Origin of the sequence: Arthrobacter sp. SLBN-112 (assembly GCF_030944625.1) — a bacterium.
GTDB lineage: Bacteria > Actinomycetota > Actinomycetes > Actinomycetales > Micrococcaceae > Arthrobacter.
The window spans coordinates 2,602,999-2,624,149 of record NZ_JAUSXY010000001.1; the positions used below are offsets into that span (position 1 = coordinate 2,602,999).

General features: G+C 68.4%; 13 protein-coding genes, 1 pseudogene and 1 riboswitch. Of the genes and pseudogenes, 8 read left to right on the forward strand and 6 right to left on the reverse strand.

Translation table 11 applies throughout. The features are described 5' to 3' along the window. Window position 1 precedes the first annotated feature (1 nt). The 3 genes and pseudogenes from QF050_RS12225 to QF050_RS12235 all read right to left on the reverse strand — a co-directional run bounded on the left by QF050_RS12225 (window position 2) and on the right by QF050_RS12235 (window position 4,707). Window positions 2-997, reverse strand: a complete 996-nt coding sequence (locus QF050_RS12225; RefSeq protein ID WP_308930655.1) for an NAD-dependent epimerase/dehydratase family protein — start codon at window positions 995-997, stop codon at window positions 2-4. Further along, a pseudogene (locus QF050_RS12230) lies at window positions 994-3,691 on the reverse strand (alpha/beta fold hydrolase). Before QF050_RS12230 ends, QF050_RS12225 begins: the two are co-directional and overlap by 4 nt. Further along, window positions 3,685-4,707, reverse strand: coding sequence for a 3-oxoacyl-ACP synthase III (locus QF050_RS12235; protein WP_308930656.1), 1,023 nt, complete (start codon window positions 4,705-4,707; stop codon window positions 3,685-3,687). Before QF050_RS12235 ends, QF050_RS12230 begins: the two are co-directional and overlap by 7 nt. Window positions 4,708-4,933: 226 nt before the next feature. Between QF050_RS12235 and smc the strand changes: the two genes are divergently transcribed. Beyond that, window positions 4,934-8,521 (forward strand): chromosome segregation protein SMC, encoded by a 3,588-nt coding sequence (gene smc, locus QF050_RS12240; RefSeq protein WP_308930657.1) that lies wholly within the window; start codon window positions 4,934-4,936, stop codon window positions 8,519-8,521. Between the two features lie 84 nt (window positions 8,522-8,605). Next, window positions 8,606-9,811, forward strand: coding sequence for a signal recognition particle-docking protein FtsY (gene ftsY / locus QF050_RS12245; protein ID WP_308930658.1), 1,206 nt, complete (start codon window positions 8,606-8,608; stop codon window positions 9,809-9,811). 9 nt (window positions 9,812-9,820) lie between these two features. Here the strand turns inward: ftsY and QF050_RS12250 are convergent, their stop codons facing one another. After that, window positions 9,821-11,062, reverse strand: a complete 1,242-nt coding sequence (locus QF050_RS12250; protein WP_308930659.1) for an MFS transporter — start codon at window positions 11,060-11,062, stop codon at window positions 9,821-9,823. Between the two features lie 224 nt (window positions 11,063-11,286). On the opposite strand from QF050_RS12250, the gene QF050_RS12255 reads away from it, so the two are divergent. Continuing rightward, on the forward strand, window positions 11,287-12,642 hold the full coding sequence (locus QF050_RS12255; protein WP_308930660.1) for an ammonium transporter: 1,356 nt from the start codon (window positions 11,287-11,289) through the stop codon (window positions 12,640-12,642). Continuing rightward, the gene (locus QF050_RS12260; RefSeq protein WP_285243988.1) at window positions 12,639-12,977 is read left to right on the forward strand and encodes a P-II family nitrogen regulator; all 339 of its coding nucleotides are present in this window, start codon (window positions 12,639-12,641) and stop codon (window positions 12,975-12,977) included. Before QF050_RS12255 ends, QF050_RS12260 begins: the two co-directional genes overlap by 4 nt. A 113-nt stretch (window positions 12,978-13,090) precedes the next feature. On the opposite strand, the gene QF050_RS12265 is transcribed toward QF050_RS12260, so the two are convergent. Continuing rightward, the gene (locus QF050_RS12265) at window positions 13,091-14,509 is read right to left on the reverse strand and encodes a glucose-6-phosphate dehydrogenase (protein WP_308930661.1); all 1,419 of its coding nucleotides are present in this window, start codon (window positions 14,507-14,509) and stop codon (window positions 13,091-13,093) included. An 84-nt stretch (window positions 14,510-14,593) separates the two neighbouring features. Between QF050_RS12265 and ffh the strand changes: the two genes are divergently transcribed. After that, window positions 14,594-16,177 (forward strand): signal recognition particle protein, encoded by a 1,584-nt coding sequence (gene ffh / locus QF050_RS12270; protein WP_308930662.1) that lies wholly within the window; start codon window positions 14,594-14,596, stop codon window positions 16,175-16,177. A gap of 103 nt (window positions 16,178-16,280) precedes the next feature. Beyond that, on the forward strand, window positions 16,281-17,015 hold the full coding sequence (locus QF050_RS12275) for an alpha/beta fold hydrolase (protein WP_308930663.1): 735 nt from the start codon (window positions 16,281-16,283) through the stop codon (window positions 17,013-17,015). On the opposite strand, the gene thiC is transcribed toward QF050_RS12275, so the two are convergent. After that, a complete protein-coding gene (gene thiC / locus QF050_RS12280; RefSeq protein ID WP_308930664.1) occupies window positions 17,012-18,850 on the reverse strand; it encodes a phosphomethylpyrimidine synthase ThiC in 1,839 nt (612 codons plus the stop codon). The two genes, QF050_RS12275 and thiC, sit on opposite strands and share 4 nt — an antisense overlap. Then, window positions 18,846-18,953, reverse strand: a riboswitch (TPP riboswitch). It overlaps the preceding gene by 5 nt. An 80-nt stretch (window positions 18,954-19,033) precedes the next feature. On the opposite strand from thiC, the gene QF050_RS12285 reads away from it, so the two are divergent. Together QF050_RS12285 and QF050_RS12290 are read left to right on the forward strand one after the other, a co-directional pair. Beyond that, window positions 19,034-20,116, forward strand: a complete 1,083-nt coding sequence (locus tag QF050_RS12285) for an amidohydrolase family protein (protein ID WP_308930665.1) — start codon at window positions 19,034-19,036, stop codon at window positions 20,114-20,116. 100 nt (window positions 20,117-20,216) lie between these two features. Then, entirely contained in the window at window positions 20,217-21,092 is an 876-nt protein-coding gene (locus QF050_RS12290) for a VOC family protein (RefSeq protein WP_308930666.1), read from the forward strand. Window positions 21,093-21,151 lie beyond the last annotated feature (59 nt).

Here is a 21,151-nt window from a genome sequence, read left to right on the forward strand (position 1 = left end):
CTCAGGGAAGCCGTGTGCCTGCCGTGGAGCCGCCCCGGTAGTACTCGGCCAGCCGGGCCAGGCCCTCATCAAGCGACACCTCAGGAACCCAGTCCAGGAGCTTCCGGGTTTCGCGCTGGTCGAACCAGTGCGCCGTGGACAGCTGTTCGGCAAGGAAGGCGGTCATGGGCGGTTCATCCTGCCGGCCGGCCCGGAGCCAGGCCCGCTCCACCACCGATCCCGCAAGCCGCGCAAGCTTGCCGGGCACGGACCACGACGGGGCCGGCACCCCGCCGGCAGCGCAGATGCCCGCCAACAGCTCGCCGACAGGCCGGGGTTCCCCATTGCTGACAACCAGGGCCCTCCCGTGGACATGGCCGATCCGGTCCAATGCCGCGACGATTGCGGCCGCCGCGTTGTCAACGAACGTGGTGTCAATCAGGGCAGCGCCGGCGTCAAGCAGCGGAAGCCGGCCCCGGGCGGCCCGCGCCAGCACGCGTTCCACCAGCTGGGTGTCTCCCGGACCCCATACGACGTGCGGGCGCACGGCGGTGACGCGGAAGTCCGCGGCGTCCGCGGCGAGGGCCACCAGCTCGGCCCGGGCCTTGGTGCGCGAGTAGTTGCCGTGCGCGTGGTCCGGGTCCGCCGGCTCCGCGCCCACTCCGGCGATGGCGGCTCCCGTATTGGCCACGGACGGGGAGGACACATACACCAGGTCCCGCACCCCGGCCTCGCGGGCGGCGTGGAGCAGGCGCCGCGTTCCCTGGACGTTCACCTCGTCAAATTCCGCAGCTCGGCCGGTGAAGGAAACCTTGGCGGCAAGGTGGACTACTGCTTCCACGTCGCGCACCGCGTCCCGGACCGCTGCATCGTCGGTGAGGGACCCGCAACGGTCCGTGGCGCCGTCGACCCCGGAAGGGCGCCGCTGGAAGGTGGCGACGGTGTGGCCCCGGCGCACCAGCAACGCGGCTGCTTCCCGGCCCAGGAGCCCGCTCGCGCCGGTGACCAGGACCTTCATGGTGTCCCCGGACGGCCGCCGGCCAGCACCTTCGACGCCCAGCGGGACAGGCGGGCCCGGTCGATTTTTGCGTTGTGGCGGATATCGGTGGGCTGGGCAGGCACCGCCAGGACCGCTGCCACGGCCACGCCGGCCGCGGCAGCCGCCGCACGCACTCGTCCGGCCAGCCCGGCATCCGCAGGACCGGCTTTGCGGGCAGGCGGCACGGTTTCCACCACCGCGACGACGGCCTGGGTACCTTCCGGTCCCACTCCAACGATGGCGGCCATGCGGACGCCGTTCAGGGATTCGATGGCCTGTTCGGGGCCCACCGGCGTCACCACCGCCCCTGGCGCCGTGACGATATGCGCAAGGCGCCCTTCCACCCACAGCCGTCCCTTGGCGTCGAAGTGGCCCACGTCCCCGGTACGGTGCCAGCCGGCCGCGCCGGCGCTCGCCTGCTGGGTGAGCCAGAGCCGGTCGTACGAGTCCTTGACATGTGGAGCGCTGACCAGGATCTCACCCGTGACGCAGGGCTCCGCCACGGGGGTGTCTCCGGGAGCGGTGCCGTCCGAGGCCAGCGGGACGACGGCGACCCGGGCGCCATGGACGGGCAGGCCCACGCAAACCCCGTTGCCTGCTCCCTGGACCGTTCCGGCGTCGGCACCGGCGGCCCGGATTAGTTCAAGGCTGATGTCGGTGACGGGAAGGGCTTCGGTCATCCCGTACGGCGTGTGCAGCGAGGCCCGGGGCAGCAGCCCCTGCACCTCGGCGAGGAGCGGTTCCGGCACGGGAGCCCCGGCGGAGAGCAGCAGCTCCACGCGCTGCAGTGCCGCGGCACCGTCAGCGGTGAGGCCGCCGCGGGTGGCCAGGACATTGCGCAGCGCCGCAGGGGAGGCGAAGACCACGGTTGCGTCGATGGCCGACGCTGCTTCCGCGAGGGCACGCGCCGTCAAAGTACGCGGGGCTGTGACGTCCATGGCCGGTGTCACCGAGACGGCACCCAGGGCCGGCCCCAGCAGGGCGAACGGTGCGAAGCCCGCCACCAGGCGGTCACCCGGGTGGATCCCGAAGGTTTCAGCCACAGTATCCCGCATCGCTGCCAGCTGCCGGTGCGTATAGACGACGCCCTTGGCGGGCCCCGTGGAACCGGACGTGAACAGCACGGCTGCGGGCTGGTCCGGGGCCGGACTTCCCACAGTGCGGTGTCCACTCCGGGCACCGGCCCGTGCCAAGGCGGCGAGGGATGTTTCCACCCCCAGGATGCGGCGGCGCGCGGCGGGCAGGTCGCGCACGCTGACGAGCCTGGCGGCCCATCCGAGGGCCCGGGCCGCGGCCAGCGCCTTGTCGATCCCGATCAGGACGTCCGGAGTGGCACCCTTCACCGCACGGCTAAGGCCCTTGGTGCCCAGGCCGGCGTCCGCCACCACCACCACGGCTCCCAGGCGCAGGCAGGCATAGAGGGCTACGGTCAGGTCCACCCCGGGCGGGACCATCAGGCTGACACGGCTGCCGTGGCCGATGCCGATGCCGCCCAGCCCGGCTGCCAGGTCCGCGACGCTCTTTTCCAGACTTTCCCAAGCTGAGCGAGCGGGCAACGCTGCCGTCGGGCGCCATTTCCGAAATGGCAGTCCCGCTTCCGGCGGCCCCGGCTGCAAGTTCACGCAGCTGCGCCCAGAGGGGGCGGAATTCGCCCTGCGCCGCGGGTGCGGCAGGGCTCGGTCCGGCGTCCTTCGGCCCGAAGCCGTCGGCCGCCGTCGTTCCTTCCGTCCCGGAACAGCTTCCGGCGGCGTTCGCCGCGAGCCAGTCGAAAACGGCCGGTGCGATGTTCCGGTCTTCCGCGAGCAGGTGCCCGGCGCCCTCGTAGCGGTGCACCTTGGCGTTCGGGATCCGGCCGATGAGGTCCTTGAGGTACCGGTCAGAGAAGATCGGGTCCCGCGGGCCCCACAGCATCAGGGCCGGCACGTTCAGCCCGCGCAGGCCTTCCGCCACGTGGTTGAGCGCCGGGTAGCTGGGGTGTGATGCGTCCACGGGGATGTCTGCCACAAAGTTTCCCACGCCGTCGCGGCGGGAAGCCCCGCGGTAGGGGGCCATGTACGCGGCCCGGATCTCCGGCGGGAGGGGCGGGTTGGCGAGCGAGTGCGTCACCCGCAGGAAAGCGTCCGACGTCGTGGTTCCCCACTTGTGCACGGCCGGGTGCAGCGCCAGACGAAGGGCCGGCGGGATCCGGGACCCGCCGGGTTGGTGGACGGCCGTGTTGGTGAGCACCACACCGGCGAGTTGCTGCTGATGGGCCAGGGCCCAGCCGAGGCTGATCACGCCGCCCCAGTCGTGGCCTGCGGTGACCACCGGACCGTCCAGGTCCAGCGCCTCCGTGAGGTCGCCGAGGTCGCTGATCCTGTCGGCGAGGCGCCGGAACACGCCGGTGCGTTCGGAGAAGCCCATGTCCAGTTGGTCCACCGCCACCACGCGCCAGGGATGGGCGGGATCGGTTCCGGCGGCAAGCAGGCTCCGCCACAGGTAGGACCAGGTGGGATTGCCGTGCACGCACAGCAGGGTTCCGGCCGGGGCCAGGCCCAGCCGCTCCAACTGGCTGCCGTTGTCCAGCACGTGCCAGCGATGCACCGTGCCTGCCGGGTTCGCGGCCGCCGTGGACGGAACATCGATCATGCGCGACCATTCGGCGTCGACGCCTGGCCAGGCCGCGATCACCAAACGATTTCCAGCATCGCGGTGTTCAGGCCCGAACCGACACCCATGCACAGCACCCTGTCACCGCTTCCCAGGGTCTGGGTCTCGGCAGCAAGGGTCATCGGCAAAGACGCGGGGCCCACGTTGCCCCAGTGCGGGAACGTGATGGGGACCTTGTCCGGGTCAAGGTCGATCGCATTGATGATCGCCTGGGTGTAGGCGTTGCTGACCTGGTGCGTGACGTAGCGGTCCATCTCCGCCCAGTCCCACTCCGGCTGGGCCTCCTGCCAGGCATCGACCACCAGCTGCAGGCCGCCGTCGAGCAGGCCCTTGGTATCGGTGGTCATGCCGTCGATGCCGCCCACGCAGAGGTCGTGGTGCTCGGTGCCGGCGCGCATCACGCCGCCCACTATCCGGTGGGCTCCCGGGTGCTGGTCCGCCGGGCCCAGGACGGCGGCGGCAGCCCCGGAGCCGAGCGTCAGCGTGGCGAACTCCCGGTTGAAATCGTCCCGGGTTGTTTCGGGGCGCTGCAGCCGGGCAAGCGTGGCCTCCTGGGTCATCTGGGCGTCCTCGCCGTTGACGATCACCGCGTACCGGATCTGCCCGGAATCAATCATGTTGGCAGCCAGGGTCAGGGCGTTCACGAACCCCAGGCAGGCATTGGCGAGGTCAAAGTTCATGGCCGACGACGGCAGGCCCAGTCCATGATGGATCTTCACCGCGACGGAGGGTTCCAGGTTGCGCCGTGTCACCGACGTGTTGATCAAGAGGCCCACCTCCGACGCTTCGATGCCCGCCTCGGCCAGGGCTTTGGCGCCGGCCTCGATGGCAGCATCATCGAACGTGGTTCCCGGGGCCCACCAGCGGCGGTGCGTGATGCCGGCAACGCGCTCAAGCAGCCGGGGCGGAAACTTAAGCCGCTGCAGAGTGGAGGCCAGCCTGCGGTCGAAGTCGGTGGAGCTCACAATCCTCGGAGCTTCAACGCTGCTGACCGAGAGCAGCGCGGTGTTGCTGTGGCGGAAGGTTGCATTACCTGCCAATTCAAGCCCCTCTTCGTTTCCGTCCCGCATTCATGCGGTGACTGTACCCACATAAACGCAGGCTCAAGAGCTTAACTATGCCTTTGCAGCGCCCGAACATGCATATTGGCCGGGGGCGCCGGCGCCGGCCGCGGAGTGCTGGACGGGAAATGTCGCTCCTGCGCAGTAGATTATAGGGAGCCGGTTCCAGCATCGTTCCCTACCCCGCCAGGAGACCAGGAAAGCCTTGCACCTCAAAAGCCTCACCGTCCGGGGGTTCAAGTCCTTTGCGTCGGCCACCACCTTCGACTTCGAACCCGGCGTCACCGCCGTTGTGGGTCCCAACGGCTCCGGCAAGTCCAACGTGGTTGATGCACTGGCCTGGGTCATGGGCGAGCAAGGCGCCAAAACCCTCCGCGGTGGCAAGATGGAGGATGTCATCTTCGCCGGGACATCGGGCCGGCCGCCGCTGGGACGTGCCCACGTTTCGCTGACCATCGACAACACCGACGGCGCCCTGCCCATCGAGTACAGCGAAGTGACCATCTCACGGACCCTCTTCCGGACGGGCGGATCCGAGTACGCCATCAACGGAGCGGGTTGCCGGCTGCTGGATATCCAGGAACTGTTGTCGGATTCCGGGCTGGGCCGGGAAATGCACGTCATTGTGGGCCAGGGGCAACTGGACCGGGTCCTGCACGCCACCCCGGAGGACCGGCGCGGCTTCATCGAGGAGGCCGCGGGCATCCTCAAGCACCGCCGGCGCAAGGAGCGGACGGTCCGCAAACTGGAGGCGATGCAGGCCAATCTCCAGCGGCTGACCGATCTCACCGGGGAGATCCGCCGCCAGCTCACGCCCCTCGGCAAGCAGGCGGAAGTGGCGCGCCGAGCCCAGCGCGTCCAGTTCGATGTCCGGGACGCCCGGGCGCGCCTCCTGGCCGATGACTTTGTCCAGCTTCAGCAGGCCCTGGAACAGGATGTGGCCGATGAAGCCGCGCTCAAAGCCAGGCGGACCGCCGTCGAACAGGAACTGGAAGACGGCCGCAGGCAGCAGGCGGCGCTGGAACAACTGGCTGCGGAGGCCACGCCCCGGCTCAACGCTGCCCGCGACACCTGGTACCGGCTGTCCACCGCCCGGGAACGGCTCCGTTCCCTCGGCACGCTGGCCACCGAACGCAGCCGCCTGCTGGGGTCCGACGACGCCCCGGCGCCTTCCGGGCGGGACCCGGAACAACTGGAACGACAGGCCGCACGGGTCCGGCAGGAGATGTCCGAACTCGAAACGGATATTGTGCGCCGTCGCGGCGCCCTGGACGCCGCGAGCACCGCGAAGGCCGACGCCGAGCGGGCTGCGCGCGCCGAAGACCAGCGGCTCACGGCCCAGCTGCGGGCGGCCGCTGACCGCCGGGAAGGCCTGGCCCGCCTGGCCGGGCAGGTCGGCGCGGCGCGGTCCCGGGTGGAGTCAGCCCAGGCGGAGCTGGGCAGGCTCCGCGAATCCCTTGCCGCCGGCACCGAGCGGCGCGCCAAGGCACAATCCGAATTCACGGCCCTGGAAAACCAGGTCGCAGGAGTGGAAGAGGGGGAAGAGTCCCTCGACGCCGATTACGAGGCCGCCAGCGGCGTGCTCGATGCGGTGCTTGGCGACATCGCGGGCCTCAAGAACGCCGTCAACGAGGGCATCCGCAAACGCGACGCCCTCGCCGCGCGCCTGGAGGCCCTGAAGCTCGGCCTTGACCGCAAGGACGGTGCCCGGCACGCGCTGGAAGCCGGGCTGCCGGGAGTCCGCGGCAGCCTCGCGGACGCGTTGACGGTGCAGGCCGGTTTCGAGGCTGCAATCGCGGCGGCACTCGGGCAGGCATCGGAGGCCATCCTGGTCCAGGACGGTGCCACGGCGGCCGCGGTCCTGCAGGTCCTCAAGGACGACGACGGCGGCCGGGCGTCCTTGCTCCTCGCCTCCGCGGCCGCAGGCCAGCCGCGGGACGCCCTGGACGTGGAGCTCCCCGACGAAGCCCGGTGGGCTGCCGGGCTGGTGGACGGCCCGGCGGTGGAGGTGTCACTGGTCCGTCACCTGCTGTCCGGAACCGTCGTCGTCCCCGGAATGGATGCCGCCGCGGCGCTCGTGGCCGCGCTGCCCGGCGTCACGGCCGTCACCAGGGAGGGGGACGTGTTTACCGCCGTCTCGGCCACGGGCGGTTCGGCGAAAGCACCGTCCCTCCTGGAGGTGCAGGCCGCGGTGGACGACGCCGGGCGCGAACTTTCGGCGGTCACCGCGGACTTGGAGCGGAACAGGTTCGGCCTGGCCGCCGCCGAGGCCCGGCGCACCGCGGCGCAGGAAGACGCGGACGCAGCCCTGGACCGGCTGCACGAATCCGATGCCCGGCTCGCCGCCGTCGCCGAACGCCTGGGCCACCTCAACTCGGTGCTGCGCAGCGCCGTCGGCGAAAGTGAACGCCTGGCAGCCTCCCTGGCCCGCGCCGAAGAGAACGTCGCTGCCGAGGAAGAAGCGCTCGCGGCCATCACCGCCCGGCTCGCCGCTGCCCAGGAAGCACCCGTCGAGCAGGAACCCTCCACCAAATACCGGGACGAGCTGGCGGGCGCCGCGTCCGCCGCACGCGCCGCCGAGGTGGAAGCACGGTTGTCCCTCCGCAGCGCCGAGGAACAGCTGGCAGCCACCGGCAACCGGGCCGTCTCCCTGGAACGCGCGGCCGCCACCGAACGCCGGGCCCGCGAGGAAGCAGCCGAACGCGCGCGGCGCCGCCGCATCCAGGCCCGGCGGGCCGCGGCCGTTTCCGCTGGGGTGGACGTGGCCCTTGGCTACGTGGACGTCTCCGTCGAGCTCGCCCGGCACGAACGCGACCTGGCAGAGGAGAACCGGGAGCGGCGGGACCGCGGACTGCGGGACATCCGGGACTCGAACGACGCCCTGGCCCGTGAACTGGCGGACCTGACTGACAATGTGCACCGTGACGAACTTGCCCGGGCCCAGCAGCGGGCCAGGATCGAGGCGGTGGAAACCCGGTCCGTGGACGAACTGGGAATCACGCCGGAGGCCTTGGTCGCGGAGTTCGGGCCGCACGTCCCGGTTCCGGTTCCGGCGGAGGAATCCGGCGACAAATGGGCGGCCCTGCGCGCTGCCGTCGATGCAGGCGGCGAGGAGATCAGGGAAGGCAAACCCTACGTGCGGCAGGAACAGGAGAAACGGCTGCGGAAGGCCGAACGGGACCTCGCCAGCCTGGGCAAGGTAAACCCCCTGGCGCTGGAGGAATTCGCGGCGCTGGAGGAGCGGCACCAGTTCCTCAGCACGCAGCTGGAGGACCTCAAGGCGAGCCGCCGGGACCTGCTGGACATCATCAAAGAGGTGGATGACCGGGTCCAGCGCGTGTTCGCGGAAGCCTTCGAGGACACCCAGGCCCAGTTCGTCAGGGTCTTCGAGCGGCTTTTCCCCGGCGGCGAAGGCCGCCTGGTCCTGACCGAGCCCGACGACATGCTTAACACCGGCATTGACGTGGAGGCCCGCCCCGCGGGCAAGAAGATCAAACGGCTCTCCCTGCTCTCCGGCGGCGAACGCTCACTCACCGCGGTGGCACTGCTGGTGGCCATCTTCAAAGCCCGGCCGTCCCCGTTCTACGTCATGGACGAAGTGGAGGCTGCGCTGGACGACACCAACCTGGGCCGCCTGATCACCATCTTCGAGGAACTCCGGGAGTCCAGCCAGCTGATCGTCATCACCCACCAAAAGCGGACCATGGAGGTGGCGGACGCGCTGTACGGCGTCACCATGCGGGGCGACGGCGTTTCCACCGTCATCAGCCAGCGCCTCGGCGCCGAGGTGTAGCAGCCCCACGCCACCGGCATCGGGGCAGGTCAGGCGCCCTGCCGGCGCCCGAACCGGGCGGACCGTGTGTGAGAAGCTAGGGGAGTGAATGACATCCTTCCCATTGTCCTGTCCATCCTTGTTGCCCTGGTGGTCATCGGCGCGCTGATCCCGGTCCTGATCAAGACGCGGAGGAACATCACCCGTTACCCGGAGACCCGGGACGCAAACGATCCCGAGGTCCGCTCCGGGGGCGGCACGGCGGTGGAGGAAAGCACCGGAACCATCGAGCGCGGGGGCCCCGCCGGCGTCGAACTCGACGACCTCGACACCACCACGGTCCCGGACGATGCTGCCGGGCTGGAAACCATTCCGGTCGAAACCCCGCTGCCCGTCGCCGGGCGCCTCACCCGGCTGCGGGAGCGGCTGGTCCGCTCCAACAACATCATGGGCAAGGGCCTGCTGGCCCTGCTCTCCAGCGACCGGATCGACGAGGGCGTCTGGGATGAGGTGGAGGAGACACTCCTGCTCGCGGACCTGGGCACCGAGCCCACCATGCAGCTGGTGGACGCGCTCCGGGAACGCGTCAAGGTCCTGGGCACCAGGACCCCCGAACACGTCAAGGCCATGCTCCGTGAAGAACTCATCAAGCTGGTCGATCCCACCATGGACCGCAGCCTTAACGTTGAGCGGCACGCGGACAAGCCCGCCGTCATGATGGTGGTGGGCGTCAACGGCGTCGGAAAGACCACCACCGTGGGCAAACTCGCCCGGGTGCTGGTAGCAGAGGATAAGGACGTCCTGCTGGGCGCAGCGGACACCTTCCGGGCCGCCGCCGCGGAGCAGCTGGCAACCTGGGGGGCGCGCGTTGGTGTTCCCACCGTGAAGTCCGACATTGACGGCGCGGACCCGGCGTCGGTCGCCTACGAAGCGGTGAAGGCAGGCATCGAGCAGGAAGTCGACGTCGTCATGATCGACACCGCCGGCCGCCTGCAGAACAAGGTGGGCCTGATGGACGAGCTGGGCAAGGTCAAGCGCGTGGTGGAGAAGCTGGCCGAGGTGGACGAGGTCCTGCTGGTGCTGGACGCCACCACCGGCCAGAACGGCCTGAACCAGGCGCGGGTCTTCTCCGAGGTGGTCAACATCACCGGCATCGTCCTGACCAAACTGGACGGAACCGCCAAGGGCGGCATCGTCGTCGCCATCCAGAAGTCACTGGGCGTCCCCGTCAAACTCGTGGGCCTCGGAGAAGGCGCCGACGACCTCGCGCCGTTCGATACCGAAAGCTTTGTTGACGCGCTGCTGAACTGACCTGTCGCGTCAGTCCCCGGCCGTGCGGAGGGTTTCCCGGGTGGGCAGCCATCCGCCGGCTGCCAGCAGCAGCATGGCGCCGGTGACCGCGAACGCCCAGCCGAACCCCAGGCCGTCCGCCAGCAGGCCCGCCACGACCGGTCCCACGATCGCGCCCACGTCGGAGGTCATCTGATACGCGGCCAGCACCTTGCCGCCGGAGCGGCCATTGCCGATCACGTCCGCCACGGCGGCCTGCTGCGCGGGGCCGAAGAGACCGGATCCGACGCCGGCCAGCGTCGACGCCGCGAGGAACCAGGGCAGATCGTGGGTGATGCCGATCGACGCGGTTGACAGGCCCGCCACCACCAGTCCGGAAATCATCATGGGCTTGCGTCCAAGGGAGTCCGCGAGCCGCCCCGAAAAGGCCAGGGCGGCCGCGTTGCCGGCGGCGAATACCGCCAGCGCCAGTCCTGCCGCCTGCGGCCCCGCCCCAAACGCGGCCGCGGCGAACAACGGCACCGTTGCCATCCGGACGCCGAAGGTGGCCCAGCCGTTGGCGAAGCTGGACAGGAGCGCCGACCGGTAGGTTCCGGCCGCCAGGGCATCGCCGAAACGCATGTCCGGGGCGCGCTTGTGTGCTTCGCCGGCGCCACGGCGCTGGTGGCTCAACTGGGTCTGCACCACGAACGCGGCCACGAGCAGGGCGCCGGCGTATGCCAGGAACGGGACCCGCAGCCCCAGCCCGGCCAGCAGCCCGCCCACGATCGGGCCGCAGACGTTCCCGATCAGGAACGCCGACGCGTAGGCGCCCGACACCCGGCCCCTGCTCTTCGGCGGCGCCAACCGGACCACCAAGGCCATCGAGGCAACGGTGAACATCACCGAGCCCGCGCCGCCCAGGCCGCGGAACAGCAGGAGCTGCCAGTAGTCCTGGGCGAACGCGCATGCAGCCGTGGACAGCGCCACGATCAACAGCCCGGCAACGTAGATGGGGCGTTCGCCACGTTTGCCGATCAGTGCGCCCCCGGCCGGAGCGAAGGCGAGGCGCATGAACGCAAAGATCGCCACGATGACGGCGGCCTCGGTGTTTCCCACCCCAAAGGTTGTTGCGAATTGGGGCAATACGGGGGCAACAAGCCCGAATCCAAGGGCGATGAGGAACGCTGCGGCCAGCATCACCACGATGTCCCGCGGAAGCTTCTCCCGCTGGGGCCTCAGGCGGGCCAAAATCCTTGCCGTGACGCCGTTTAGCGGGGGTGGTGCCGTCATGGTGCTGAAGTCCTTGCTGGAAGGGGAGCCGGGTGGCTGCGCGGGTGCGGAAACATAACCGTAACAAGGCGGATATGCACCATTTACTTCCTAGAGGTTGTTGTAACAGGCCCGCAATCTAAATCCCCCGCGGCCGAAACACGCCAACGACACACTCGTTACAGGACGCAAAAGGCGTTGGCAGGCGGACAAGTCCGCACCGAAAGCAAGAGAGGACGTAGGCCATGGAACTCACCGCAGGTCTCGTTTGGCTCCTGGTTGCTTCAGCACTCGTGCTGTTCATGACCCCGGGCCTGGCATTCTTTTATGGCGGCATGACGCGCGCCAAGTCGGCACTGAACATGATGATGATGAGCTTCGTCGCCATCGGAACGGTCGGCATCACGTGGGTGCTGTGGGGCGCCTCCATGTCCACGAGCAACGAGGACAACTTCTTCCAAATCTTCGCCAACCCGTTCAGCCACTTTGGGCTGCACAACTTCACGGACCCGGCAGACCTGCTGAAGGTGGGCTACGCCGCAACCTTCGCGATCATCACCGTCGCACTGATCTCCGGCGCCGTCGCGGACCGCGCAAAGTTCTCCGCCTGGGTGATCTTCACGCCGATCTGGGCAACGCTGGTCTACGCACCGCTGGCCTTCATGGTGTGGGGTGGCGGCCTGTTCTCCAAGGACGGCTGGTTCGGCCAGACCTTCGCTCCGGTCATCGACTTCGCCGGAGGCACCGTGGTGCACATCAACGCCGGTGTTGCCGGCCTCGTGCTGGTGCTGATCATTGGTAACAGGAAGGGCTTCGGCAAGGACCCGAACCACCGCCCGCACAACATTCCGTTCGTCATGCTCGGCGCAGCCATCCTGTGGTTCGGCTGGTTCGGCTTCAACGCCGGCGCCGCTGCCACGGTCGAGCAGGCAGGCCTGATCTGGATCAACACCCTGGCAGCCCCGGCCGCCGCCATGCTGGGCTGGCTTGCCGTCGAACGTATCCGGGACGGCCACCCCACCTCGCTCGGCGCCGCCTCCGGTGTGGTAGCCGGCCTGGTCGCCATCACTCCGGCCTGTGCCAACGTCTCACCGCTCGGTGCGATTGCCCTGGGCGTCGTCGCCGGTATCGCCTCGGCCCTGGCGGTCGGCCTGAAGTTCAAGCTCGGCTACGACGACTCCCTGGATGTCGTGGGTGTCCACCTCGTCGCAGGTGTCATCGGCACGGTGGCCATCGGTTTCCTCGCCACCCCCGACCAGGGTGCTGCCGGCCTGTTCTACGGCGGCGGCACAACCCAGCTGGTGGCCCAGGTTCTGGCAGCACTGCTCTCCATCGCCTTCACCGCCGTGATGACCCTGATCATCGCCTACCCCATCCACAAGACCATGGGCTTCCGCATCTCCGAGCACCAGGAAATCGCCGGCGCAGACCTCAGCCTCCACGCCGAGACTGCCTACGAGTTCGGCGTCGGCGGCCACGGTGGGAGCTTCCAGCCGCTGCACGACATGGTGACCGGAAAGACCCAGGCGGAAACCCGGGAATCCGCAACCGGAGCTCAGAAGGCACAGCCGGCAACAGGCAAGGAAAGCGTGGGGGCATGAAACTGATCACTGCAATCGTCAGGCCGGAAAAGCTCGAAGCCATCCGGGAAGGACTGGAGGCCTACGGCGTACAGGGACTCACCGTCAGCGCAGCCAGCGGATATGGACGCCAGCGCGGCTACACCGAGGTGTACCGGGGAGCCGAATACAACGTGGACCTGCTTCCCAAGATCCGGGTTGAAGTCCTGGCCACCGACGAACAGTCCGACGACATCCTGGACGTGATCATCGCCAGCTCCAACACCGGCAGGGCCGGGGACGGCAAGGTCTGGACCATCGACGTCCATGAAGCAGTGCGCGTCCGGACCGGGGAACGCGGAGTAGCCGCCATCTAAGGGGAACAAACCGTTCCTGCGGTCAGGAACACCTGACTGCATGAACACGGCGGGCGGGAACCGAAAGGTTCCCGCCCGCCGTGTTGCGTCCAGTGCTTAGTGCCGTTCCTTTGTCAGTCCCCGCCGCCCGCACCCGCTTCGCGGTTGGTGGGCCAGGACGCCGGGCCGGCCGAACCGGCGTCGTACTCCTCCAGCGGGACCTCATTCTTTGCCCACGCCTTGAGCACCGGCTCGACGATCCGCCAGCAGTCCTCCGCGGTGTCGCCGCGGACCGACAGCAACGGGTCTCCGGTCAACACGCCCTCCAGCACTTCGCCGTACGGCAGCAGGTCGGAGGCGCTCAATTCCGCCTCCAGGGTGACCCGGCCCAGGCTGAAAATGTTCCCGGGGCCGTTGACGTCGACGTCGAACTCCAGCGTGTCCGGGCCAAAACCGATCCGCAACTGGTTGGGGGAGTCCACCCCCGTGAAGCCCCCGGGCAGGTGCGGCACGGGAAGGAAGGTGACCACCGCTTCCTTGCGCTTGTCGCCCAGCGCCTTCCCGGAGCGCAGGATGAACGGCACGCCCTGCCAGCGCCAGTTGTCGATGTCCACCTGGATCTCGGCAAGGGTCTCCGTTCCCCGGCCGGCATCCACCCCCTCTTCCTTCGCGTAGTCGGGGACGGCCTTCCCTGCCAGCGACCCCGCCGTATAGCGCGCCCTGCGGGTTGTGTCGGTAAACGGGGCGCGGACGCTGCTGGCCCGAAGGACGCTGGATACCGCGTCGCGGAGGTCGCGCTCGCCGATGGTGGCGGGAGGCTCCATAGCCATGAGTGCCATGACCTCCAGCAGGTGGCTCTGGATCATGTCGCGGAGGGCACCGGCACCGTCGTAGTAGCGGGCGCGGCCCTCAAGGGCCAGGTCCTCGTCGAAGAAGATCTCAACTTTTTCCACGTGCTGCCGGTTCCACACGGGCTCCAGGAAGTTGTTGGCAAACCGCAGGCCCAGGATATTCAGCACGGTCGCCTTGCCCAGGAAGTGGTCCACGCGGTGGATGTGGTCCTCCGGAACCAGGCGCGCGAGGGTACGGTTCAGGGAGCGCGCCGACTCCTCGCTGGAGCCGAACGGCTTCTCCATCACCAGCCGGGTGCCCTCCGGCACCTCCTCCGGCTGGAGTGTCTCGCAGGCCTGCTGGCTGATGCGGGGCGGAAGCGCAAAATATACGGCAACGGGGCCTTTGAGCCCTGCCAGCAGGGCAGCAAGGGCACCCTTGGCCGTGACATCCACCTGGTGGTACGCCGTCTCCTTCTGCAAGGACTCCAGGGCTTCCTTTCCCGGGCCGTCCGCTGCGCCGGCTGCCGCGGCGAACGACGACCGGACCCGCTCCTGCCACTGTTCCGAGGTCCACGGATCAGATCCGGCGCCCACCAGTCGGAGCCCTTCGGCCCGGCCCGCCGCCACCAGCCGGGCCAGGCCGGGAAGGAGGAGCCGGCCGGTCAGGTCGCCCGAGGCACCGAGGATGAGCAGGGTCTGGACAGATGTTTGGCTCGTCATTTGGCCAGCATGCCATCTGACGTGCCTGACTTGATACCCTAGGTAGTCGAGTCCCGATCATCTCTTGAAAGAAGTTCACGGCACGTGTTCAATTCACTCTCTGACCGGTTGACAGCAACCTTCAAAAATCTCCGCGGCAAGGGCCGCCTCACCGAAGCCGACGTCGATGCCACCGTCCGCGAGATCCGCCGTGCCCTGCTGGACGCAGACGTCGCCGTTTCGGTGGTACGCGAATTCACCGGAAAGGTCCGCGAACGTGCGCTCGGTGCCGAGGTTTCGGGTGCGCTGAATCCCAGCCAGCAGATCGTCAAGATCGTCAACGAGGAACTCGTGGAGATCCTTGGCGGCGAAACCCGCCGGATCCGGTTGGCCAAGAACGGTCCCACCATCATCATGCTTGCCGGCCTCCAGGGCGCGGGCAAGACCACTTTGGCCGGCAAGCTGTCAAAATGGCTGAAGGCCCAGGGCCACAGCCCCATGCTGGTGGCCTGCGACCTCCAGCGCCCCAACGCTGTCACCCAGCTCCAGGTGGTGGGCCAGCGCGCCAACGTGCCCGTTTTCGCCCCGCACCCCGGGGCCACGTCCACCGAACTGGACCACCCTGCCGGTGACCCTGTCGCGGTCGCCCGTGCCGGCGTGGAGGAAGCGCGCCAGAAGCTGCACGACGTCGTGATCGTTGACACCGCCGGCCGCCTCGGCGTCGACGCGGACATGATGGAACAGGCCCGGCAGATCCGCCGCGCCATTGTCCCCAACGAAGTCCTCTTCGTGATCGACTCCATGATCGGCCAGGACGCCGTCAACACGGCCCTCGCCTTCGACGAAGGCGTGAACTTCACCGGCATCGTGCTGTCCAAGCTCGACGGCGACGCACGCGGCGGTGCCGCGCTGTCGGTCGCTTCGGTCACCGGCAAGCCCGTCATGTTCGCCTCCACCGGCGAAGGCCTGGACGACTTCGAGCTCTTCCACCCGGACCGGATGGCCTCGCGCATCCTGGACATGGGCGACGTGCTCACCCTGATCGAGCAGGCCGAGAAGTCCTGGGACAAGGACGAAGCGGCCCGGATGGCGAAGAAGTTCGCCGACCAGGAAGACTTCACCCTGGAAGACTTCCTGGCCCAGATGCAGCAGATCCGCAACATGGGCTCCATGAAGAAGATGCTCATGATGATGCCGGGTGCGCAAAACATCCGGCAGCAGCTGGAGCAGTTCGACGAGCGCGAGATCGACCGCGTCGAGGCAATCGTCCGGTCCATGACGCCGCATGAACGGCTTGCACCGAAGATCATCAACGGATCCCGCCGCGCGCGCATCGCCCGCGGTTCCGGCGTCCACGTCTCGGAGGTCAACGGCCTGCTGGAACGTTTCGCGCAGGCCCAGAAGATGATGAAGAAGATGGCCCAGGGTGGCATGCCGGGAATGCCCGGGATGCCGGGTATGCCCGGTGCCGGCGGGGGTGCGCGGAAGAACGCCAAGAACGCGCCGAAGAAGAAGGCGAAGTCCGGCAACCCGGCCAAGGCTGCGCAGGAGCGCAAGGATGCCGAAGCCCGGCGCGCCAATGCAGGCAAGGCGCTGCCCACCGGTGCCGCGTTTGGCCAGCAGGGCGGCGACTTCGATCCCTCGCAGTTGAACCTCCCCAAGGGCTTCGACAAGTTCCTGGGCAAGTAGCAGCTCCCCATCTTCAGGAAGCGCCAGGAGCCGTTTTGACCGCCCAAGACGACACCTGGCGCTTTTCCGTTGGGATGTCGGTGCCGTGGAATAGGGTTGGGTCATGTTCAAGCAGCGGGTAGTTTTCGTGCACGGCGCCGGAGCTTTCGGCGCCGCCGCGTGGCCCCGGCAGCACGGCATGGCGCTGTCGTTCGACGCCTTGTTCCTTCGCCGGCAGGGCTATGACGCCGTCGCGGAACCGGTGGAATCATCCTTTGCGGAGGACACGGCCATCGTGCTGCGGTCCTTGGCGGATGATGGCCGCGGTGCTGCCGGCGGACATGTGGTGGCACACTCCCAGGGCGCGATCCCTGCCATGATGGCCGCCGTCGAACGCCCCGATCTCGTCTATTCGCTGACCCTGGTGGAACCGGCGTGCCTTTCCCTGACCGCAGAGCTGCCGGCCACGGCGGCGCACATCAGCTTGATGAAGCCACTCCTGGATGTCCGCCACCAGCTTAGTGACGAGGACTTCCAGCGCGAGTTCGTCCGGCGGGTCTATGCGACGGACCTCCAGCAGCCTGCCACCACGGAGGAGAAACGCTCCGCACGCCGGCTGCGGCTCCAGGTTCCGTCGTGGGAAGCGCCCCTGCACATTGTTCCCGGCGTTCCCACGCTGGTCCTCACCGGGGGCTGGGAGCCGCTGTACGAGGAAATTGCCGGTTACCTGCGGGAGACCGGCGCCCTGCACTGCGTTGCCGCGGGCGGGCACCGGCCCCATGACTCCGTGGAGGGCGACCGGACCATCCGGCAGTTCATCAGCGATGTCAGCCGGAGCCAACCGGCCCGGGCCTCCTAGCTGCCGGCAGGCACCTGCAGTTCCGGCAGGTAGACCTTGCCGCCCGCGGCCAGGAATTCCTGGCTCTTCTCCCGCATCCCGGAGGCCATGTCCGCCAGGGCCGCCTGCGAGTCGGCTGACCCGTATTCGTTCCGGATGTCCTGGCTGATCCGCATCGAGCAGAACTTGGGTCCGCACATGGAGCAGAAGTGCGCCGTCTTGGCAGGTTCGGCCGGCAGCGTCTCGTCGTGGAACTCTTCCGCCGTCACCGGGTCCAGCGAGAGCGCGAACTGGTCCCGCCAGCGGAACTCGAACCGCGCCTTGGACAATGCGTCGTCCCGTTCGTGGGCTCCCGGGTGGCCCTTGGCCAGGTCCGCCGCGTGGGCTGCGATCTTGTAGGTGATGACGCCGGTCTTCACGTCGTCCTTGTTGGGCAGGCCCAGGTGTTCCTTGGGCGTGACATAGCAGAGCATGGCGGTACCGTACCGGGCGATTTCGGTGGCCCCGATCGCCGAGGTGATGTGGTCATAGCCGGGCGCAATATCGGTCACCAACGGCCCCAGCGTGTAGAACGGCGCGCCCTTGCACAGCTCCTGCTGCCGCTCCACGTTTTCCCGGACCAGGTGGAACGGCACGTGGCCGGGGCCTTCCACCATGACCTGCACGTCGAACTCCCAGGCGCGCTGCGTGAGTTCGGCGAGGGTGTCGAGTTCGGCGAACTGGGCAGCGTCGTTGGCGTCCGCCGTCGACCCGGGGCGCAAACCGTCGCCCAGGGAGAACGCGACGTCGTACTTGGCGAAGATTTCGCAGAGTTCGTCAAAGTGCGTGTAGAGGAAGTTTTCCTGGTGGTGGGCCAGGCACCAGCCGGCCATGATGGAGCCGCCGCGCGAGACGATGCCCGTCACCCGGTTGGCCGTGAGCGGGACGTACCGCAGCAGCACACCGGCGTGGATGGTCATGTAGTCCACGCCCTGTTCGCACTGCTCAATGACGGTGTCCCGGAAGATTTCCCAAGTCAGCGCGTTGGCCTCGCCGTTGACTTTTTCCAGCGCCTGGTAGATCGGGACGGTTCCAATCGGGACGGGGGAGTTGCGGATGATCCATTCCCTGGTGGTGTGGATGTCGTCGCCCGTGGACAGGTCCATGACCGTGTCGGCGCCCCACTGGGTGGCCCACTGGAGCTTGTCAACCTCCTCTGCGATGGAGCTCGTCACCGCCGAGTTGCCGATGTTGGCGTTGATCTTCACCAGGAAGGCCTTGCCGATGATCATCGGCTCGGACTCGGGGTGGTTAATGTTGTTCGGGATGATGGCGCGCCCGGCGGCAACCTCGCTCCTGACCAGTTCCACGTCGCAGTTCTCCCGCAGCGCCACAAAGCGCATTTCCTGCGTGATGATGCCCTGCCGGGCGTAGTGCATTTGGGTCACCGTCCTGCCGTCGACGGCGCGGCGGGGCACCGGCCGGGCGCCCTTCCACTCCGCGGAGGCTGCACCGCGGCGCACGGCCGAGCGTCCGTCGTCGAGCAGGTTGCGTTCCCTGCCGCTGTAGGCTTCCGTGTCCCCGCGCGCCTCGATCCACTCGGCGCGGAAGGGTTGCAGGCCGCGCACGGGATCACTGCCTGGGCCGGCCGTCCGGTAGGTCCGGAAGGGAGGGTTCGGCCGGCCGTTCGGCGATGGCTCGAGGGCGATTTCCGTCACCGGGACCCGGATTCCGGAAGCGGCATCGTCGATCCAGGCCAGGGAATGCGACTTCAGGGACTGCGTCACCTGCGGCGTGGATCCGGTGCCGGGGGCGCCGGCAGAATCGGAACCGGACAGCGTGCGGGCAGGGTTCAACTGGGTGTTTTGTGTACTCAAGGGAATACTCACTTCCTTCGCCGGCATTACCCGGACAGGTTCAACGGTCGCAGACTGCGTCAGCCCGATCTCAGCCCGTGCAAGGGCACCCGTGTGGTCAGCAACGAAGCTACCACAGCCCTCCGGAAGTCCGTTGTAACAATCGATGATGCTAGCCTGACCGGGCAACGAAAGGATGCCCGGATGGCTGGAATCATTCACTTTCGCGGACCCGTCCTGGCTGCGCCGGACCGGGTGCGGCATGGACTCTGGTCGGTGGACGGCAGGCTCACCTTCCACCGGCCCGCCACGCCACCTGACCGGGTGCTTGACGGCTGGGTGCTGCCGGGCTTCGCGGACGCCCACTGCCACATCGGGCTGGGCCCGGCCGGTCCGGTGGAGGCCGCCGTGGCGCAGGAACAAGCTTTGGCCGACGTCAACGCCGGGACACTCCTGGTCCGTGATGCGGGCTCGCCCGCCGATACCCGCTGGATGCAGGGCGGCAAGGAATTCCCGGTGCTGATCCGCGCCGGAAGGCACATCGCCCGGACCCGCCGCTACCTGCGCGGCTTCGCCCACGAAGTCGAACCCGAGGGCCTCGTTGAGGCCGTGCGCAAGCAGGCCCGGGACGGGGATGGCTGGGTCAAACTGGTGGGGGACTGGATCGACCGCGGCGCCGGGGACCTGGCGCCCTCCTTTCCCGCCGCCGTCGTCCGTGACGCCGTCCGTGCGGCGCATGACGAAGGCGCACGGGTGACGGCCCACTGCTTCGCCGAGGACACCCTGGACCAGATGCTCGACGCCGGCATTGACTGCATCGAGCACGCCACCGGGCTGCTGCCACGCCACCTGCCCCGGTTCGCCGAACAAGGCGTGCCGATCGTGCCCACCCTCATCAATATCGCCACGTTCCCGGACATTGCCGCGCAGGCGGAACCAAAGTTTCCACGCTATGCAGCCCACATGCGCTCCCTCTGGGAGCGGAGGCTGGAGCGCGTGGCGCAGGCCCATGCTGCGGGCGTGCGCATCTTCGCCGGAACAGACGCCGGCAGCGTCATCCGCCATGGCCGGATCGCGGACGAAATCCTCGCCCTGCACTTCGCGGGGCTGCCGATGGCGGCAGCGTTGGATGCGGCGTGCTGGGCGGCCCGCCGCTGGCTCGGAGCGGACGGCCTGGAAGAAGGGGCGCGCGCCGACGTCATCGTGTGCCGTGAAGATCCACGGGCGGTCCCGGAGACCATCAGCAGACTGGATCACGTGGTGCTCTGCGGCCGCATCATCCGCTGATCGAAAGTGCGGCGCAGGACTTGGAATAAATTGAAGCTTCAAGTAATTTTAATGTGTGACAGGCCGCCATCGGGACGGCCGCCAGCACAAGGAGCCTCCAATGACCGCAGCAGCCAACAGCCAGGACCTGCTTCCTGCCGACCTCGCCATGGGCACGGTGATGCTCAAGGTGGGGGACATGAAGGTCATGACCGACTACTACCAGCGCGCACTGGGCCTCGAGGTGGTGGCTGAACGGGACGGTGGACTGTACCTGGGCCGTCTTGGCCGCCCCCTGGTCCATCTGGCCCCCGCGCCCGGCTTGAACCTGCCCGGCAGGGGAGAGGCCGGCCTGTTCCATACCGCACTCCTGTTTGAGGACCAGGCCTCCCTCGCTGCCACCATCGCCACCGCGGCGCAGTACGAGCCGATGTCCTTCACCGGCAGCGCCGACCACCTGGTCAGCGAGGCCTTCTACTTCACCGACCCTGAAGGCAACGGCATCGAGCTGTACTGGGACCGCCCGCGCAGCAACTGGTCCTGGAACGGGACGGACGTGGTGATGGACAGCCTGGCGCTGCCCCCGCAGCGCTACCTGGAGCAACACCTCACGGAGGAATCGCTCGAAGGCCAGCGCGTGACGGCCGCCGGCGTAGGCCACGTCCACCTTCAGGTGGGCGACGTCCAGACGGCGCGCGACTTCTACGTGGGCACCCTCGGTTTCGAAAAGACGGCGGGCTGGCATGGGCAGGCACTGTTCGTATCCGCGGGCCGGTACCACCACCACATGGCCATGAACGTCTGGAACAGCCGCGGCGCGGGCCCGCGCAAGGACACCCTCGGGCTCGGCGAAGTCCTCATCGAAGTTCCGTCAGGGGACGACGTCGGCGCCTTGGCTGACCGCCTCAAGGTCGCCGGAGTGCCCGCTCACCACACAGGTGCCGAGCTCCGGTTCGAGGACCCGTGGCGCAACCGGCTGCGGGTGGCTGTCCGCTGACCGGTGTTCCCGGTGGCGGACCGACCCGGTCGGCAGCCCTGCCCGCCGGCTGCCCTGCC

Bases quoted from the DNA above. Each gene is read 5' to 3' on its own strand.
- QF050_RS12225 (WP_308930655.1), bottom strand. From the start codon at position 997: ATGAAGGTCCTGGTCACCGGCGCGAGCGGGCTCCTGGGCCGGGAAGCA.
- QF050_RS12250 (WP_308930659.1), bottom strand. From the start codon at position 11,062: ATGACGGCACCACCCCCGCTAAACGGCGTCACGGCAAGGATTTTGGCC.
- QF050_RS12255 (WP_308930660.1), top strand. From the start codon at position 11,287: ATGGAACTCACCGCAGGTCTCGTTTGGCTCCTGGTTGCTTCAGCACTC.
- QF050_RS12260 (WP_285243988.1), top strand. From the start codon at position 12,639: ATGAAACTGATCACTGCAATCGTCAGGCCGGAAAAGCTCGAAGCCATC.
- QF050_RS12265 (WP_308930661.1), bottom strand. From the start codon at position 14,509: ATGACGAGCCAAACATCTGTCCAGACCCTGCTCATCCTCGGTGCCTCG.
- QF050_RS12275 (WP_308930663.1), top strand. From the start codon at position 16,281: ATGTTCAAGCAGCGGGTAGTTTTCGTGCACGGCGCCGGAGCTTTCGGC.
- QF050_RS12285 (WP_308930665.1), top strand. From the start codon at position 19,034: ATGGCTGGAATCATTCACTTTCGCGGACCCGTCCTGGCTGCGCCGGAC.
- QF050_RS12290 (WP_308930666.1), top strand. From the start codon at position 20,217: ATGACCGCAGCAGCCAACAGCCAGGACCTGCTTCCTGCCGACCTCGCC.